This is a genomic window from Cytobacillus gottheilii (assembly GCF_018582665.1).
GTDB lineage: Bacteria > Bacillota > Bacilli > Bacillales > Cytobacillaceae > Cytobacillus > Cytobacillus gottheilii.
The window spans coordinates 3086848-3105543 of sequence record NZ_CP071709.1; the positions used below are offsets into that span (position 1 = coordinate 3086848).

The 18696-nt window shown below is 40.4% G+C and carries 19 protein-coding genes and 1 other annotated feature; of the genes, 1 reads left to right on the top strand and 18 read right to left on the bottom strand.

The annotated features are described in order from the left end of the window. Window positions 1–210: 210 nt before the first annotated feature. The 17 genes from glyS to rpsU all read right to left on the bottom strand — a co-directional run bounded on the left by glyS (window position 211) and on the right by rpsU (window position 16445). Complete coding sequence (gene glyS / locus J1899_RS15330) at window positions 211–2283, bottom strand: glycine--tRNA ligase subunit beta (protein ID WP_214475029.1); 2073 nt, start codon at window positions 2281–2283, stop codon at window positions 211–213. A 1-nt stretch (window position 2284) separates the two neighbouring features. Further along, a complete protein-coding gene (gene glyQ / locus J1899_RS15335) occupies window positions 2285–3166 on the bottom strand; it encodes a glycine--tRNA ligase subunit alpha (protein WP_151573272.1) in 882 nt (293 codons plus the stop codon). Between the two features lie 94 nt (window positions 3167–3260). Beyond that, window positions 3261–3441 (bottom strand) — a binding site (T-box leader). Between the two features lie 42 nt (window positions 3442–3483). After that, window positions 3484–4239 (bottom strand): DNA repair protein RecO, encoded by a 756-nt coding sequence (gene recO, locus J1899_RS15340; RefSeq protein ID WP_214475031.1) that lies wholly within the window; start codon window positions 4237–4239, stop codon window positions 3484–3486. A gap of 30 nt (window positions 4240–4269) precedes the next feature. Beyond that, the gene (locus J1899_RS15345) at window positions 4270–4413 is read right to left on the bottom strand and encodes a YqzL family protein (protein WP_066443516.1); all 144 of its coding nucleotides are present in this window, start codon (window positions 4411–4413) and stop codon (window positions 4270–4272) included. 151 nt (window positions 4414–4564) lie between these two features. Next, on the bottom strand, window positions 4565–5476 hold the full coding sequence (gene era, locus J1899_RS15350) for a GTPase Era (RefSeq protein WP_066443514.1): 912 nt from the start codon (window positions 5474–5476) through the stop codon (window positions 4565–4567). Further along, on the bottom strand, window positions 5469–5867 hold the full coding sequence (locus J1899_RS15355; protein WP_066443508.1) for a cytidine deaminase: 399 nt from the start codon (window positions 5865–5867) through the stop codon (window positions 5469–5471). Before J1899_RS15355 ends, era begins: the two co-directional genes overlap by 8 nt. Window positions 5868–6847: 980 nt before the next feature. Further along, a complete protein-coding gene (locus J1899_RS15360) occupies window positions 6848–7246 on the bottom strand; it encodes a diacylglycerol kinase family protein (protein WP_214475033.1) in 399 nt (132 codons plus the stop codon). Then, window positions 7224–7694, bottom strand: a complete 471-nt coding sequence (gene ybeY, locus J1899_RS15365) for an rRNA maturation RNase YbeY (RefSeq protein WP_066443498.1) — start codon at window positions 7692–7694, stop codon at window positions 7224–7226. The genes J1899_RS15360 and ybeY overlap by 23 nt, the downstream gene beginning before the upstream one ends. Beyond that, window positions 7691–9886 (bottom strand): HD family phosphohydrolase, encoded by a 2196-nt coding sequence (locus J1899_RS15370; RefSeq protein WP_066443492.1) that lies wholly within the window; start codon window positions 9884–9886, stop codon window positions 7691–7693. The genes ybeY and J1899_RS15370 overlap by 4 nt, the downstream gene beginning before the upstream one ends. Before the next feature lie 280 nt (window positions 9887–10166). Continuing rightward, window positions 10167–11129, bottom strand: coding sequence for a PhoH family protein (locus J1899_RS15375; protein ID WP_066443488.1), 963 nt, complete (start codon window positions 11127–11129; stop codon window positions 10167–10169). Beyond that, window positions 11126–12319 (bottom strand): sporulation protein YqfD, encoded by a 1194-nt coding sequence (gene yqfD, locus J1899_RS15380; protein WP_214475035.1) that lies wholly within the window; start codon window positions 12317–12319, stop codon window positions 11126–11128. Before yqfD ends, J1899_RS15375 begins: the two co-directional genes overlap by 4 nt. A 54-nt stretch (window positions 12320–12373) precedes the next feature. Beyond that, entirely contained in the window at window positions 12374–12658 is a 285-nt protein-coding gene (yqfC, locus tag J1899_RS15385; protein ID WP_066443482.1) for a sporulation protein YqfC, read from the bottom strand. A gap of 76 nt (window positions 12659–12734) precedes the next feature. Then, on the bottom strand, window positions 12735–13211 hold the full coding sequence (locus J1899_RS15390; protein WP_066443479.1) for a hypothetical protein: 477 nt from the start codon (window positions 13209–13211) through the stop codon (window positions 12735–12737). 73 nt (window positions 13212–13284) lie between these two features. Beyond that, window positions 13285–14295 (bottom strand): flotillin-like protein FloA, encoded by a 1011-nt coding sequence (floA, locus tag J1899_RS15395; protein ID WP_066443477.1) that lies wholly within the window; start codon window positions 14293–14295, stop codon window positions 13285–13287. Between the two features lie 11 nt (window positions 14296–14306). After that, window positions 14307–15638 (bottom strand): NfeD family protein, encoded by a 1332-nt coding sequence (locus tag J1899_RS15400; RefSeq protein ID WP_066443475.1) that lies wholly within the window; start codon window positions 15636–15638, stop codon window positions 14307–14309. Window positions 15639–15812: 174 nt separating this feature from the next. Next, window positions 15813–16256 carry a GatB/YqeY domain-containing protein gene (locus J1899_RS15405; protein ID WP_066443472.1) on the bottom strand — a complete coding sequence of 148 codons (444 nt, stop codon included), beginning with the start codon at window positions 16254–16256 and terminating at the stop codon, window positions 15813–15815. Window positions 16257–16271: 15 nt separating this feature from the next. Then, window positions 16272–16445 carry a 30S ribosomal protein S21 gene (rpsU, locus tag J1899_RS15410; RefSeq protein WP_066201342.1) on the bottom strand — a complete coding sequence of 58 codons (174 nt, stop codon included), beginning with the start codon at window positions 16443–16445 and terminating at the stop codon, window positions 16272–16274. Between the two features lie 213 nt (window positions 16446–16658). On the opposite strand from rpsU, the gene J1899_RS15415 reads away from it, so the two are divergent. Next, window positions 16659–17591: a Na/Pi symporter gene (locus tag J1899_RS15415; protein ID WP_214478865.1), complete on the top strand. Its 933-nt coding sequence runs from the start codon at window positions 16659–16661 to the stop codon at window positions 17589–17591. Between the two features lie 34 nt (window positions 17592–17625). Here the strand turns inward: J1899_RS15415 and deoC are convergent, their stop codons facing one another. Then, window positions 17626–18294 carry a deoxyribose-phosphate aldolase gene (gene deoC, locus J1899_RS15420; RefSeq protein ID WP_214475037.1) on the bottom strand — a complete coding sequence of 223 codons (669 nt, stop codon included), beginning with the start codon at window positions 18292–18294 and terminating at the stop codon, window positions 17626–17628. Window positions 18295–18696 lie beyond the last annotated feature (402 nt).

An 18696-nucleotide genomic window follows, 5' to 3' on the forward strand; every position in this document is an offset into this window, starting at 1 on the left:
AATAGATTCCTTTTAAAATGTGAATAAAACAGCTGAATTTAGCAATGTGAAAGAGCTTGCCGCTAAGACAAGCTCATCCAACAGTTTTTTTCATGGTTTTTCACATAAGAGTTTGAGGTACTCTTCACTTATCAGCACTCGCGCTATTTTCAGAAGCCAGAATTTCTTTCTGTTCAAAAGTGCTTCTGCTAAAAAAGTGGAACTGCATCTCTATTTCACAATAATCTCATTTACATTTGCAAATTGACGAATGATCTCCGCAAGCTTAGCCATTTGGCTTAAACGGTTTGAACGGATGTTTTCCTGTTCTGCCATTACCATTGTATGTTCAAAATAACCATCAATAGCAGGCTTTAATGAAACAAGCAAGTCGTATAAACTTTTCTCATCTGCAATGTTCTGCAGCTGATTACGAACTTCCTCATATTTGTTATACAATTCTTTTTCATAGTTATTCTCAAATAAACGCTCTTCTACTTCTCCAACATGTACTGCTTTTGAAGAGATATTTAATACACGGCCAAGCGCTTCCATGTTTTCTTTGAAATCCGGATTTTGTTTCTCTTTTTCCAATACTTCTGCACGCTTAACCAATGAAGGCATCGAACCCAATTCATTGCCAAGAACAGCATCAATGAGATCATAACGAACGCCGCGCTCTTGTAAGATATGCTTGATGCGCAGTTTAAAGAATGCAGAAAGATCTTTTTGTATCTCTTCTAAAGCTTTTTTCGCGATATTATCTTCCTGAACAAGCTCTAAAGCAAGATCAATAATCGTTTCAAGCGGCAGTACCCATTGTTTATTTAAAAGAATTTGCACAATGCCTGTTGCTTGCCTTCTTAAAGCATATGGATCCTGTGAACCACTTGGGATAATGCCAATCGCAAAGCAGGCAGCAATCGTATCGATCTTTTCAGCGATCGATAATAATGCTCCCACATTGCTTTCAGGCGTCCCGTCTTCAGCATTTCTAGGCATATAATGCTCATTAATAGCTTTGGCAACAGCAGGATCTTCACCCTTTTGCAGCGCATATTTTTCACCCATAAAACCTTGCAGTTCAGGGAATTCATATACCATATGTGTCACAAGGTCAAATTTCGCAATCTCCGCTGCACGATCTGCCTGTACAGTTTCATTTTCATTAAAGGATAATAACCCTGCCAGCTTGTTCGTTAACTTGCGCACTCTTGCTGTTTTTTGTGATAACGTACCAATTTCCTCATGGTACACAATGGATTCCAGCTTTTTAAGCGAATCGCTGATCGCTGTTTTTTGATCTTCATTGTAAAAGAACGCTGCATCAGACAGTCTTGCTCTTAATACTTTTTCATTTCCTTTTGCAACATTTTCAAGATGCTCATGCCCGCCATTTCTCACTGTAACAAAGAATGGAAGGAGATCTCCATCTTTTGATTTAACAGGAAAATAACGCTGATGTTCTTTCATCGATGTAATAAGAACTTCCTGTGGAATCTGCAAAAACTCTTCCTCAAACTTTCCAAAAAGAGCAGTTGGATATTCAACCAGGTTAGTAACTTCTTCAAGTAGATCTCCATCGACTGGAATGACCCAGCCATGCTCTTCCTCAAGTTGTTTTAGCTGGTTGCGTATGCCTTCTTTTCGTTCATCCGAATTAACAAGCACATACTGAGACATTAATGTTTTTTCATAGGCATCCGGGCTTGTAATTTCCATGCTTTCACCCAGGAAGCGGTGACCCATTGTCCAATTGGATGTCTGTACACCTGCAATTGAAAATGGAATGATTTCAGATCCAAATAATGCGATGATCCATTTTATCGGACGGATATATTTAAGCTCTTCATCTGCCCAGCGCATATTTTTAGGAAAAGACAAGGACGTAATAACATGCTGCAGCTCAGGTAAAAGCGAACTCGTTTGCTGGCCTTGAATAAACTTTTTCACATGAACATACTCAACACCATTAATTTCTTTATAGAAAATATCTTCGACTGTTGCTCCTTGCCCTCTGCAAAATCCAATGGCAGCCTTCGTCCACTCGCCATTTTCGTCTTGTGCGATTTTTTTAGCTGGCCCCTTCGCTTCCTCATGTACATCCTCTTGTGCTTCACTGATGCCTTCCACCATTACAGCAAGACGGCGCGGTGTTGAAAAAGCAGTAACATGATCAAAATCAATCTTTTTTTCCATCATCCAAGCTTGAATTTTATCAGAAAGCTGATTCATTGAATTTGTAACAAATCTTGCGGGCATTTCTTCAAGACCAATTTCTAAAAGGAGATCTTTTTTAGACATCTTAATTTTCCTCCTTTGCTTGCAGGATTGGGAATCCTAACTTTTCACGCTCTTCATAGAATGTTTTCGCTATTTTTCTTGCCAAGTTACGGCAGCGGCCAATATATCCCGTTCTTTCTGTGACGGAAATGGAGCCTCTTGCGTCTAATAAATTGAACACATGTGAGCATTTCAGGACATAATCATAAGCTGGGTGCACGAGACCTTCATCCATTTGACGATGTGCCTCTTTCTCATAAATATTAAATAAGTTAAACAGCATATCAGGGTCGCTTGTTTCAAACGTATATTTAGAATGCTCGTATTCCGGCTGCAGGAAGATATCTCTTACAGTAAAGCCATTTGTCCATTCCAAATCAAATACATCTTCTTTATCTTGAATATAAGAAGCTAAACGCTCAATTCCATAGGTAATTTCCACAGATACGGGCTTACATTCAAGTCCGCCCACCTGCTGGAAATACGTAAATTGGGTAATCTCCATGCCATCAAGCCAAACTTCCCAGCCTAATCCAGCACATCCAAGAGATGGATTTTCCCAGTTATCTTCAACAAAACGAATATCATGCTTAAGCGGGTCGATTCCTAATGCCTTAAGTGAATCAAGATACAGCTCCTGAATATTATCTGGAGAAGGCTTCATAATCACCTGAAATTGATGATGCTGATAAAGACGGTTAGGATTTTCTCCGTAACGTCCATCTGCCGGACGGCGGGAAGGCTCCACATAAGCTACATTCCAAGGCTCAGGTCCAATTGCCCTTAAAAATGTATACGGACTCATTGTGCCCGCTCCTTTTTCCACATCATAAGCCTGCATTAGAATGCAGCCTTGCTCTGACCAATGCTTTTGCAATGTCAGAATCATGTTCTGAATATTCATCTCACATCTCACCCTTTTTATAAAATTGATGTTAGACAACAGGGACTTAATCGTCAAAAAACTAAAAAACTCCCGTCCCTATGCCTAAATACGGCATAGGGACGAGAGTTAACCCGCGGTTCCACCCTATTTGCCAAAGCAAAAGCTTCAGCCTCTTTCAACGTTCATGTCGCTCGTAAAGTGCCCTTCCTTAATCCTTCTATCACCTAGCTCACACCACCCTAGGTTCGCTTTTATAGACTGGATTAAGTACTCCTCTTCGTCATCGCAACTATTAATATTTGAATCATAGCGAAAATCATTTTTAAAGTCAAATATTACTTTAAGAAGCCATCGAATTTCTCCATTTGATTCAAAAACTTTTTTGATTTTAAATTTAAGCCAGAGTTTTCATCATAATAGGCTGTAATGATTTTCTTCAGCTCTGCCTTTGTTTCTTCTTTAACTGATATATCTCCGAGTCTCGATAAATCAAAATAATAAAACAGCCGTAACAATCGGACTGCTGCCGGGGATAGTTTGTAATGGTATGGATCCTTTTCAAGGCAGCGATGGCAGATAAGACCGCCCTCCCGAATGGAAAAAGAGAAATGCCCATCGGTGCTTCCGCAAACCGTACACTGATTTAATACCGGATATAAACCGAGTGTATTCAGCATTTTCATCTCAAAAATATTCATAATAATGTCGGGATCATAGCCTTCATTAATCAGATTCAGCGATTGAAATAATAGCTCAAATAAGAATGGATTTGGCTTTCGATCTTCAACACTTCTATCTAAGAGTTCTACAATGTATGCAGCATAAGCCGTAAGGAAAATATCTTCCTTAATCGATCGCATCGAGGAAATCATTTCTCCTTGCTGCATCGTGCCCAGCCCGCTTCCTCTTTGCATAAGAAAATATCCATATGTAAAAGGCTGGGTGACGGCGGAGAGCCTGCTATTCGGCTTTTTCGCTCCGCGTGCCATCATCCCAACCTTTCCCCATTCGCGCGTATATAAGGTAACGATTTTATTGCTTTCTCCATAATTCGCTGTTCTAATGACTATGCCTTCACATTTTTCAAGCATATTCGTCACCATCCCTATATTTAGACAATCCTATGAGATGGGAAAATCAACCTCTGCTAGCTCTTCGTCCTGATTTCCGGGTATATCATTTGTTTCCTTTTGCAATTCCTTAAAAAGAAGATATGTGTCAATATTACCTGTTTGCGAGAAAACCTTCCAGGTAAATTCCATCATCGATAACCCCACCTTTCCGTATTTAACTAGCAATGCAATTATGATTCCTTAACCTTATCATAGCCTGTCTTTTGAAAATCATAAGACGAAAAATTTGTAAATTAAAATCGTTAATTGAACATGAATAACGTTAATAATGTAGATAAGAGAATTAGTATTCGTCTTCTCTAAAACCGAAGTCGCGCAGCTGTGTCATCTTATTGCGCCAATCCTTTTGCACCTTAACCCAAAGCTCCAGGAACACCTTAGATCCGAGCAGATTTTCAATATCTAATCGTGCCCGCTGTCCGATCTCCTTCAGCATTTTCCCTTGCTTGCCGATGACAATACCTTTTTGCGAATCACGCTCAACAATGATGGTAGCCATCACATGAACAATGTCCTTGTCATCTTTCTTTTTCATTTTGTCGATCACCACTGCAAGCGAATGAGGAATTTCTTCACGTGTCAGATGAAGAGCTTTTTCCCTAATCAACTCAGAAACAATAAAATGCTCTGGATGATCGGTAACCTGATCTGCAGGATAGTATTGCGGACCTTCTGGCATATATTCCTTCAGCTGCTCTAGAAGAGTTTCAACGTTATTTCCTTCTAAAGCTGAAATCGGCACAATTTCTTTAAAATCATACTTTTCTTTGTATGACTCTATTACCGATAAGAGCTGGTCAGGGTGAATTTGGTCAATCTTATTGATCACAAGAAAAATAGGTGTTTTAACGGATTGGAATTTTTCGATAATAAACTCTTCGCCTTTTCCAAAACCTTCTTCGGCATTTACCATAAAAAACACAACATCTACGCCTTTTAGCGTATTCTGGGCCACCTTCATCATGAAGTCTCCCAATTTATGCTTTGGTTTATGAATACCCGGTGTATCGATAAAGATAAACTGGGCATCCGCCGTTGTTAAAACTCCCTGCACTTTATTTCTTGTTGTCTGTGGTTTATCGCTCATAATGGCAATCTTTTGACCAATAACTCTGTTCAGGAAAGTCGACTTTCCGACATTTGGTCTGCCAATAATGGAAATAAACCCTGATTTATGCTTTTGTTCGTTATTCATGTAAATCCTCCGGTGAAAATGCGCCAGGCAACAGCTCTTCTACTGAAAGCTCTTTAATAGCTCCATTTAAATTAGTTAGTATGATTTTTGTATCTTTGCTGCAAAGTTCAGAGATTACTTGGCGGCATGCACCACAAGGAGCAACAGGCCCATCTGTATCTGCTACAACTGCAATTGCTTTAAATTTAGTAATTCCATCAGAGTATGCCTTAAAAAGCGCTGTTCTTTCTGCGCAATTGGTCATACTATATGCTGCGTTTTCAATATTGCAGCCATGTATAACGGTACCTTCATCCGTAAGGAGAGCGGCGCCAACCTTAAATTTAGAATATGGTACATATGCTTTTTCTCTTGCTACTTTTGCTTCTTCGATTAATTGTGTGATTTCCACTATACATTCTTCCTTTCAATACCAAGACCGAAGCCTTACACTTATTTTACATCATTTCAAGAGCAATTACATGGGTTGTTGTCAAATTGTAATAAAAAAATTGAAAATTCAGTTAATGAATTAGCCCTATTTGTTTGCTGTTCTGTTATTTTAGCCGATTTAGGCAACGGTTTCAAATAGGTTGTAGCTGTGTTAACAAAATCTTTGCGGTTCTTTAACAAATGGATAGGAGGGCGTGGGGATTTTGCTCGCCAACTTGCTTGATGGATTCATTTCATTTGGGGGGCGGGAATCACTTATGGTTCCTATTTGGTTAAAAGAGCGGGGGTTGGGCTTTAGTTGTGATCGGCATGCCAGTATCATGGGTAATGTGGGCTTGTTTTGGTTTGTTTTGTGACACAGTTTACTAGTTTCTGAATAATAGGGCTGTGTTTCGGCTCTTTTCGTGACACTATCTACCAGTTTCTGGATATCAAGGGTGTGTTTCCGCTCTTTTCACGACACTATCTACCAGTTTCTGGGTATTAGGGGTGTGTTTCCGCTCTTTTCACGACACAATTCACCAGTATCTGGATATTAGGGGTGTGTTTCCGCTCTTTTCACGACACCATCCACCAGTTTCTGGATATTAGTGGCGTGTTTCCGCTCTTTTCACGACACCATCCACCAGTTTCTGGATATTAGGGGTGTGTTTCCGCTCTTTTTACGACAATAACCACCAGTTTCTGGATATTAGGGGTGTGTTTCCGCTCTTTTCACGACACTATCCACCAGTTTCTGGATATTAGGGGTGTGTTTCCGCTCTTTTCACGACACTATTCACCAGTATCTGGATATTAGGGGTATGTTTCCGCTCTTTTCACGACAATAACCACCAGTTTCTGGATATTAGGGGTGTGTTTCCGCTCTTTTCACGACACTACGCCCCTGCTTTCTCTTCTTTAACCACCCCAAAAAAAGACTGTCAAAAATGACAGTCCTTACAACCCCATACTAGCAATAATTTTCGGCAAAAAGATGATGACACCGATCACAATAGCGGTTATAGCATAGACAAGAACAGCTGCTGCTGCAATGTCTTTTGCCTGCTTTGCCAAAGGATGATACTGGTCAGTTACCAGATCAACCACTCGTTCCACAGCGGTATTCATAAGCTCGAGTGCGATCATGCCTCCAATGACGATGATCACTACGAGCCATTCAGCCTTGCTGATGGAAAAGATAAATCCGCTAACCGTAATCAGCGGCATAACAGCAAGATGGATCTTCAAGTTACGCTCTGTTTTAGCTGCAGAAACCAGCCCCTCAGCAGCATAAGAAAACGATTTGGCTACAGCCTTAATCCACTTATGTTTTTTACCTTTCGAGGCCGAATTCATCCAGCAAAACCTTCTGACGGGAAAACATCATTTTTTCGTCTTCTTCCGTCTCATGATCATAGCCAAGCAGATGTAAAAAACCGTGAAGGGCAAGAAATCCTAACTCCCTCTGAAAACTGTGGCCATAGTCCTCTGCCTGCTCTTTTGTTTTTTCAACCGAGATAATAATATCCCCAAGCACTCTGGGCATTTCAATACCCAATAGAGCTACTTCGCCTTCTCCCAGTTCTTCCATAGCAAATGAAATCACATCAGTCGGCTTGTCTTTGTCCCGGTATTCTCGGTTTATTTCTTGTATTCTTTCATTCGTGACAAATGTTACGGATACTTCCGTTTCATTTTCCACCTGTTCCTTAACAGCTGCAAAATTTAACAGCCTTTCGACTTGCTCTTGATCCTGAGCAGAAATCTCATTTGTTTCATCTAAAAAATCAATATTTAAACTCATGCTTCTTTCACCTTCTGTTTCGTCATTTCTGGATATTCAATACGGGAATGGAATATTCCATTTAATGTTTCACTAAATGATTGTGCTACAATGTCAAGCTCTTTTAATGTTAAATCACATTCATTCAGCTGGCCGTCCTGCAGACGATCGGCAATAATCTTCTTAATCAGATCCTCAATTTGCTCTGGTGTCGGATTTGACATGGACCTTACTGCTGCTTCAACACTATCAGCAATTCCAATAACTGCTGCTTCCTTTGTCTGCGCTTTTGGACCAGGGTAACGGTAATCCTCCTCTTTCACATCCAGGCCCTTCTCTTTCGCCTTAAAGTAGAAGAATTTTAGCATGGTGGTTCCGTGATGCTGTTCGGCAATATCAACAATTTCTTTCGGCATTTTATGCTTTCTCAGCAATTCAGCACCATCGGCTGCATGTGCAATAATAATATTTTTGCTTGTCTGCGGCGGCAGACGATCATGAGGATTTTCAATATTCATCTGATTTTCAATGAAAAACTGCGGCCTCTTTGTTTTGCCGATATCATGATAATAACAGCCTACCCGTGCAAGAAGGCCGTCTGCCCCAATTGCCTCACAGGCTGAATCAGATAAGTTAGCGACCATTACACTATGGTGATAGGTCCCAGGCGCCTCTGTTAAAATTTTTCTTAGAAGCGGATGGTTCGGATTTGAAAGCTCAATCAGCTTCATCGCTGAAAGCATGCCAAAGCCGGTCTCGAAGAAGGGCAAAAACCCAATCGTTAAGACAGCTGATGCAATGCCGGAAATCAGAGCAGCAGCAAAATAGAAACCATATTCAAGCGGATCATACTGGCCATTGCGCAAAAACAGCAATGAAAAGATCACGATAATATTTACGATCGATACAAACAGACCAGCCTGCAAAATTTTAGAACGGTGATTATGATTCGTTAAGAACAGAATGCCTGCCATTCCGCTGCATAAAATGTAAATTCCTGCCGTGACATGGAGTGTGCCTGTGATTCCTTCATTAAAGATAATACAGCCGCACACTGTACTTATAATGGTAAAAAAGATCGCCAGCTTTTCATCAATCAATATCTTAATGAGCATGACTCCCATTGCTGCAGGGAATATGTAAACAATTTCAGAGTAATCGAGATCATGAAAAAAGCTAATTGCTTTCATCAGCAATGTGGATAGAATAAGAATCAAACTAAACAGCAATAGCTGGCTTTGCTTCTTTTCTTCACTCACATTATGCTCGTGGAAATAATAGTAGATAGCTCCTAAAATAAGGACAATCATGAGCAATAAGCCAATATAGGATTGAATCGAATTTTCATTATCTGTCAGTCCTACAAGATCCAGCTGTCTATAAACATCCCTGCTAATAAGCTGGTTTTGCTCTACCAGGATTTGGCCTTGCAGTATTTTTACAGGCTCTACACTTTCAACCGCCTGCTGACGCATTTCCTGTGTAGCTGCAGGGTCATAAAATTCATTTTGATAAACAGCATACCGTCCAAGTTCAATGGCTGCAGTCTTTAATCCCGTGCTCATACTTGTCAGCTTAAGTTCTTCCTCAAGCCTTTTCTTTGCATTTTCGACTTCATCAGCAGGAATGCGTGATTGCATCACATTATTGATCGTCGTTACCGTTAAATCCTGAGCTATGCTTAACTCGTCCTGCCCGGCCTGCAGAAGCGCGCGCAGCGATTGATCGGATACTTCCTTTGTTACACCCTCAGTAAGCTTTTCTTTCATCAAGGAAAGCTTCTCATCTATTGTGGGCTCTTCAATCTCAGCTGCTTCGTCATCCGTACTTTCAGCTAATTCCTCTGCAGCTCTTTCCCTATCGGCCATATCTTCTTCAATTTCATCATTCACTTCAGTAGCCGAACTAAAAATGGATGTGACAAGGTCAACTCGATTTTGAGCAATTTCCTTTTTGACCACATAAACATCTTGTACTTGGTTCTCCGCCTCTTTTTTCTTTAATTCAGTGCTTTCCTTATCTTCAACCGTAATAGGAGATCGGATGGTTTGCTCAGAGACTGAAAACAAACTCAAATTTAGCATTTCTGGTCTCACATTCGCGAACATAGAAAAGTATAAAACAATTCCTAAAACAACAAACAGCAATAATTTAAATATTTTAACATTAAGCAAATTTCTTATTTTAGCCATATTCCGCTGCAGCTTTTCCAAAAAAAGATCCCTCCTACCATACCACAATATGACGGTTGCGCTATAACTATAATTATGTAAAATAATATCAGCTTTTTAGACAAATTTCATTAAAATGCCAGAAAGTTTTCATAGTTCGTTACTAATAGGGTAACCTATCCTGATAGATAATAGCAAATTATACCAATAGGATATCTGAATTCGGAATAGAGGACAATGATTCATTAAACTTGGTGAGCGTTATCTTCTGCTTTTTTTTCAGCAAAAAAACAACCGCCAGTCTCCTGGCGGCATTAGCTCACTACTGTTCAGATTTTTCATAAGCCTGGATAATCTTGGCTACAAGCGGATGACGAACAACGTCACTTTGCTCTAAATGAATGAACGAGATTCCTTGAACACCTTTTAAAATATCCTCACCTGCGATCAGTCCGGATTTAACGCCTTTTGGCAGGTCAACCTGTGTTCTGTCACCTGTTATGACCATTTTTGATCCGAAACCTAAGCGGGTTAAAAACATTTTCATTTGAGCAAGTGTTGTATTTTGTGCTTCATCTAAAATAACAAATGCATCATCAAGGGTACGGCCCCTCATATAGGCTAGAGGAGCAATTTCAATCGTTCCCCTTTCAATCAGCCTCTGAGTATGCTCTGTTCCTAAGATATCATGCAGAGCATCGTAAAGAGGTCTCAAATATGGGTCGACCTTTTCCTTTAAGTCACCAGGCAAAAATCCAAGGCTTTCACCAGCTTCAACTGCGGGTCTTGTTAAAATAATGCGTTTGACCTGGCCCGTTTTTAATGCACTGACAGCCATGACAACCGCAAGATATGTCTTACCTGTACCGGCTGGGCCAATACCAAAAACAAGATCATGCTTTCTGATTGCATTAATATATTGACGCTGTCCTAACGTTTTAACACGAATGGATTTGCCTTTTGCGTTTTTCGTAATTTCTTCTTCATATAAGTCGCTGAAGTATTCAAGTGTTCCCTTTTTCGCCATTTCAATGGCATACACGACATCTCTCCCGCTGATGTTAATTCCTTTGCGAATTACATACAGAAGCTTATCAAGTATGTTTCCTACAAGCTCTACTCTTTCAGCAGTTCCTGAAACATATACCGATTCGCCGCGGGTCACCACAGAAACCTCAAGCTCTTCTTCAATTAATTTAATATTGTTATCAGAGTTGCCGAGCAGTGCAATTGCTTCGTTTGGATTTTCAAAATGCATATTCATTGTTTTTAAATCTTCTGTCATTCTGCATCTCCTTGGGTAAATGGTTGTCCTTGTGCAATATTCTCAATAATTTGGAAATGTATTGATAGTGTAACTTTACCATTGTCTGCAGATTGGTGCAAAACTTTTTCACCTTTAATCTTAGCATTGTCATCGAGCAGTGATTTTATATCCTGCCTCGCCATTTCTTTTGCTACTTCCACTGCTTCTTTATTTGTATACGTTCTAGTAATTGTCTGCCGCTCGCGGAATGTCTCATTCTGATAAGAAAGCGGTAAATCCCATGATAAAAAGCGGAGACTCTTTTTATTCTCTTCTTTTTCGTGCTCTTTAAATTCAAGCTTGCCAAATCCCCAAATAGGAATCTTCCAAGAGCCAATTTCAAGATAGTGTTTTTCCTTCTCATTGCCGTTAAATACTTGGAAGGTGCTGTTGATTGGCAATGTGACCGTAGACTTGTACCAAGTTTCGCCAAAAACTTCTCCTTTAGCAGATACGACCTCTGGCTCTTCTTCTTTGCCAACCAAACCGGAAACAAGTAATTGTCCTGGAACGACCCGATCATGAATACTAACCACTGGCTGTCCTTCTTCAACGAACATGTTTTCAATAATGGCTTTCTTTTTTGCAATAAGATGCTGCGGCCCGAGCGCTTCTATTTTCTCAGGCTCATTCTTTTCAACCACTTGAAGATGGTAGGTTGTCCCTTTTAATTCCACACCAACCCATGTTATTTCTTTTACATTATTTGTCAGACTTTTTTGAATGGCTTCCACATTATCGATAAAAAATTGAAGCTTACCAGTTTTAACGCCCATTTCCTCCAGCTCTTTCTGAATTTTATATTCAGTTGCCGGATTTGCCCCTTTAATTTCGATGCCCCATACCATGTTGGAAAGCAGGGTAATTACCACCAGGAACAGAAACGCTCCGATTAAAAAGCCGGTATTTCTAAGCATTCTAATCGTTAAGAAAGGAATACCCTCTCTTTGCTGAAACTCTAATTTACATTCACTATCACGTGCATACTTCCTAATCTTTTTTGCATCCCTCAGATTCATTTGAAAGGTGATTGCACTTGTGCCGTGACTTCTGACATTCCAGATATGTATTTTATCTCTTGTTAAAGAATTGATAAAACGCTCAATTCCTTTTCCATGTGCCTTTACTGTCACTACTCCTTTATAAAATTCAATCCATTGATTCTTCATAGCGCTCCTCCTGATCCATGATTTGCAGCCCACGGGGTGACTTCAAGCCACCTCTCAATCCGGGAGATAGGTGACTTGATCAATTTTCCCCTCAAGCATGATCTCTTCTGGCATTATTGTCTTTATGACAAAAGCCTTCCCTTTCACTAATAACTGTCCCTGCTTAAGCAAAAGCCTAATTTCCTTATCTGAAAATGAAAGCAGACCTCGGTGATTTTCAATATATATATGGATTTGTCCAATCATTGTTATTCGGGGTAAATCCATCATGACATCTTGAGGAAGCTCCATATTTTTTGTCATCCAGCTCCGCAGCACGGTCCCCCATTTTTTTGCCATAAAAAAGAACCCCCTTTCATCTCATATGTATGAAATGAAAGGAGGTTCTAGCACATTTTTCGCCAATCAAGCGCTGTTATTTTCTTTTCACTGAACGATGAGGATTCATCGCTCTTGGAGGACCTAAAATTTCAGACCAAATAATCGCATCTGCAAGCTTTTGCTTATCTGGAGCCAAAGCTTTGGCTTGCGCCTGTGTATTCGTATTTGCTGTATTCTGAGCAGGCATACGTTCTCTGATTGCTGCTGTTCGCCGTTCGGCATACCGCTGCTTTTGCTTTAAAGCTTCCAGCTCTTCATCAGCCTTTTGTCTTGTTTCAGCATATTGCTGCTCCATTTGAGCAGCAGCCCGCTTTGCACGCGTTTCAAGCTCTTCTCTTTTTCGTTCAATAGGAGATGCTTGTGCCGGCTGCTGTGGCTGAGTCGGCCGGCTGACAGGCCGCTGCGCTGGTTTTCTGCGTTTCTCTTCTTCTTTTTTTCCTTTTGTAAATAGAGAACTAATAAAACCAATTATCGCCAAAAGGATAAGCGGGTTTTCAAATAAAAATTCCATAAAACGATTCCTCCCTTCCAAAAGGGAAATTCTTTTCATCAGCCGCCCTCTAAAAGGGCAGCGCTAAGAACCATTAATCTTTTTTATTGTTCGGATCTTCAGATATTTTACCAATCGAATCTCTCATATCTGTATCTGCAGAGATATTCTTAAAGTTTAAATAATCCATTACACCCATATTGCCGCTGCGCAATGCTTCTGACATAGCAAGAGGAACTTTCGATTCGGACTCAACAACCTTCGCACGCATTTCTTCGACACGCGCTTTCATTTCCTGTTCTTGCGCTACAGCCATTGCACGGCGCTCTTCAGCCTTCGCTTGAGCGATCTTTTTATCAGCTTCAGCCTGCTCTGTCTGAAGCTCGGCACCGATGTTTTTGCCGATATCAACGTCCGCAATATCAATCGATAGAATTTCAAAGGCAGTACCAGCATCTAAGCCTTTAGAAAGAACAGTTTGTGAAATCATATCAGGATTTTCTAGAACTTTTTTATGATTATCAGATGAACCAATTGTGGAGACAATCCCTTCCCCTACACGGGCAACAATTGTATCTTCACCAGCACCACCGACAAGGCGGTCAATATTGGCTCTAACCGTAATACGTGCTTTTGCTTTCACTTCAATTCCGTCCATTGCCACACCGGCAATAAATGGTGTTTCAATTACTTTCGGGTTTACACTCATCTGTACTGCTTCTAAAACGTCACGTCCAGCCAAATCAATAGCCGCACTTCTTTCAAAACTTAATTCAATATTTGCACGATGTGCTGCAATAAGCGCATTCACAACACGGTCTACATTACCACCAGCAAGATAATGACTTTCCAGCTGATTTGTTGTCACATCTAAACCTGCTTTATGCGCTTTAATCAACGGATTGATGACACGGCTCGGAATAACCCGGCGAAGTCTCATCCCAATTAAAGTGAAAATACTTACCTTCACCCCGGCTGCTAATGCTGAAATCCACAGCATGACTGGTACGAAAGTGAATAGAACTGCCAAGAGAATGACAGCAAGTACAATCAGCACAATGGTTAAAATACCACCTGTTCCTAGTACTGTTCCAAGTTCAAACATGTAAGTTCCTCCTATTTATCTAAATTAGTTAATTCCCTAACTACAATGCGCGAGCCCTCAGCTTTAACGACCCGAACCTTTGCATCTTTCTGAATAAATCCACCTTCACTTACAACATCTATTCTTTCATTGCTTATTACAACAGTACCTGCTGGACGCAATGCAGTCAAAGCATATCCCTCCGTACCAATTAATTCTGTACGATTTGTATTGGACACATATCCTTTTTCTGTGTTTGTAGAGTCGGTTAAAATCATTTTTCGAAAGAATTTCATCTTTTTACCAAACACCTTTACCAATAAAATAGAAACCAAAATTGCCGCCGAAATGGCTATCAAAATAGAAATTCCCATATGGACAACGTTTCCAGATGCCATAAACAGACTGGCTATAATAGCCCCTGCTCCAAGCAGTCCGGCAATGCCGCCCGGGAGGAAAAACTCTGCGATTAACAGGCCAATCCCAATCACAAAGAGGATTAAGGTTTCATATCCGGCAAGGCCGGCAACAAGGTGTCCGTAGAAGAATAGCAATAAGGCGGACAGACCCATAAAACCTGGGACTCCAAACCCTGGTGAATATAATTCCACCACCAGCCCAATACTTCCAATTGACAGCAAGATCGGGATAATGACCGGGTTTGTTAAAAATCGAGCCAGTTTCTCTGAAAAACTTTCTTCCATGCTTCTGATCTCAGCATTTTCAAAACCAAGCTGCTGGACTAATTCATCCATATTGGCAACGGTAGCTTCAGAATAGTTCACTTCTAATGCCTGATCTGGTGTTAAGGTTAACAGTTCATCATTCCCAAGTCCGAGTTCAGGTATTTCAATAGATTCGTCTGCCATTGCCCGTGCAACGATTGGATCTCGATTTGATTGCTGTGCAGCACTCTCCATAGCAGAGAACCAATAAGACTCAGCCTTCTTCCCAGCTGTGTTGCCTGATTGATCGATGATGGCAGCTGATCCCATTGTCGAACCAGGCACCATATAAATCTCATCGGTATTTAATGCAATATAAGCACCTGCTGATAATGCTTGTTTATTAACAAATGAAATCGTTTTAATATCTGTGCTGGTTAAAAGCTTTCCAATTTCTCCAGCAGCATCCACGGCCCCACCTGGCGTATTGAGTTCAAAAATAATGGCATCAGCGCCTTCTTCCTCAGCTGTATGAACGGCTCTGCTTAAAAAGGCATATAATCCTTTTTCGACCGTTTCTTCCACTGGAACCGTGTAGACGATATCATTATTAGCACTTGTTCCATTGACAGGAATAAGCATGAGAATAAAAGCAAAAAGGAATGAAATAACAGCGATATGTTTAAAAACGGATCTCATTAATCCTCCCTCCTTTCTCATTCATAATCTTATCCTTGGTTGTTATACGGTTTAGGATACTAAAAGGTTTCAATTATTTTCATTTAATTAAGGAAAAACTCATGTATTTATAAAAACTTCGCTAAATAGCCAAAAAGACCGGAAGCATTAAGCTTCCGGTCTTTCGAACTCGTTTTATGAAAGGTGTTGTTGTACAAGTTTATTAATGATTGAACCGTCTGCTTTGCCTTTAACCTTTGGCATAATAGCGGCCATCACTTTGCCCATATCGGCTTTAGAAGCAGCCCCAGTTTCTTCAATCGTTTCTTTAACGATTTCAGAGAGTTCTTCTTCAGTCAGCTGTTTAGGCATATATAATTCTACATACTGAAGTTCAGTACGAATTTTTTCAACAAGATCTTCACGACCTGCTTTTTCAAATTCATGGAGGGAATCCTTGCGTTGTTTAACTTCGCGAGAGAGGACAGTAAGCTCCTCATCACCGGACAGCTCTCTGCCAAGCTTGATCGCTTCGTTTTGAATGGAAGCTTTGATCATCCGGATAACGGTTAGCTTATCTTTTTCTTTATTCCTCATCGCTTGTTTCATATCCTCATTTAAACGCTCGAGAAGACTCATTTCATTCACCCTCTCTTAAAACTTGCGCTTTCTTGCAGCCTCAGACTTTTTCTTACGTTTGATACTAGGTTTTTCGTAGAATTCGCGCTTTCTTGCTTCTTGCAAAGTACCAGTTTTAGAAACTGAACGTTTGAAGCGACGAAGAGCATCTTCAAGCGATTCGTTTTTACGAACGACGGTTTTAGACATTCTCTTTCCCTCCCTCCGAGCACAACACACTTACATCAACAACATGGTTTATTCCATGTACCTTGCAATTATAATATAACACTGTATGAAGGTCAACTGAAATTAGCACTAGCTACCGTTTGTTTTTTATTTTCTTCCTAAAATAATTTATGATCACCATGGCATGTCCCTCGATACATGTCCATATGATGAGTGTTAAGGGGGGATTTTATGCTGCTGCAGCTGCTATTATTTATACTTCTTATTGGCTTATTTATTTTTGGAATGACGATCCTCAGAACAGGTTTATTTAATCTTTCCGGAAGTTCCATTCATAAAGTGCTGACCATTTTAACATATACTCCCTGGAAAGGGATGCTTACTGCCATTATTTTAACAGCTGTATTGCAGAGCAGTTCTGCTCTGATGATTATGACCATTGGACTTGTTTCTGCAAGATTGCTGACGTTTCCGCAATCCATCGGCATTATTTTAGGAACCAATATTGGAACCACTTTTACTACGGAACTTATTACCTTTAATATTGAATCCCTGCTGATTCCATTTGCATTAATTGGGGCTTCTACGGCATTATTTCCGCAAAAAGCAGTGAAAAGTGCTGGATTTGCATTCTTAGGCATTTCGGCCGTTTTTGCGGCAATGCGGGGCTTCGAATTTCTTGCCATATCTTTAAAAGAGAATTACTATGTAACGGACATTCTTCTAACATTAGATGATCACCATTTATATAGTATTTTTGCAGGGATTGTGCTAACAGCCGTCATTCAGTCAAGCACAGCTGCTACTGGCATTGTGATGGGTTTTATGTCGGCCGGGCTGATGGATTTGGATACAGGAATAGCGATCATGCTCGGTTCCAATATCGGCACATGTGCCGATGCTTATCTGGCTTCCATTGGAGCAGGACGCGCTGCAAAGCTTACAGCGTTTGCTCATATTTGGCTAAACTGCGTGGGAGTTGCTCTGTTTTACCCGTTTATTTCGATGCTGGCAAGTGCCGGTGAGGTTCTATCTTCTTCACTCGATACGCAGCTTGCCCATATCAGTGTGCTATTTAATGTGATAACATCCTTGCTTGTATTGCCTTTTGCACACCAGTTTGCCTCCTTTATAGAGAAGCTGCATGGAGGAAAACCTGTGAATTAAAAAGAGCCGCCCAATGGACGGCTCTTTTTTTCTATTAATAATCTGAATCGCTTGTTAAGCCTTGTACAATTGCGGCACCTGAGCTAGCACCGATTCTTGTTGCACCTGCATCGATCATTTTTTGAGCATCCTCTGCACTGCGTACTCCGCCAGATGCTTTCACACCAAGATCGGGTCCAACTGTTTTTCTCATTAATGCAATGTCCTCGACCGTTGCTCCGCCTGTTGAAAAACCAGTGGATGTTTTAACAAAATCAGCACCTGCTTTAACAGATAGCTCACACGCTTTTACTTTTTCGTCTTCTGTTAGAAGAGATGTTTCAATAATAACTTTTGTTAATGCTTTCCCTTTCGCTGCATCAACAACCGCTTTGATGTCTTTCTCAACAAGCTCATAATCTCCGCCTTTAAGTGCGCCGATATTGATAACCATATCCACTTCCGTTGCACCATTTTCAATTGCATTGCTTGTTTCAAAAGCTTTTGTCTCAGATGTAGAAGCCCCCAGCGGGAAACCAATTACTGTACAAACCTTTACTTCTGTTCCGCTCAAAAGGTCGCTTGACAGCTTAACCCATGTTGGATTAACACATACAGATGCAAAATTATATTCTTTTGCTTCTGCACAGATTTTTTCAATTTGCTCTTTTGTTGAATCCGCTTTTAGTAATGTATGATCAATCATTTTTGCTACATTTGTCATTAAGTATTGCTCCTTCCGGAAACTAGTTGTACGTACCTCTAATATGATACCATTGTCCATAAAAAAATTACAGTGTATTTTTGAAAAATTGCAATCGGTTCCAACTATATTATTGCCCATACTGCTGCTTGGCATGATTTTTTTATCTTTTAAGGAGATCAAATCGGACAATGATTACCCGTTTTCCTGCGGGGGATGGTGGTTTCCATTATGATCTGTACGAAAAGAGACTCAAAAATGTGCTAATAGGTCCTTTTGTTGTCCTCTTTAAGTAAAAAAGCGCAAATATCGCCCTTCCCAGAGAAATATCCGCCGTTTGAGAGGTTTTTCCACCGTTGAGAATTTTTATCCGCCGTTATTTTCGCTTTATCCGCCAAACGCTAAAATACATATTTCACTGCC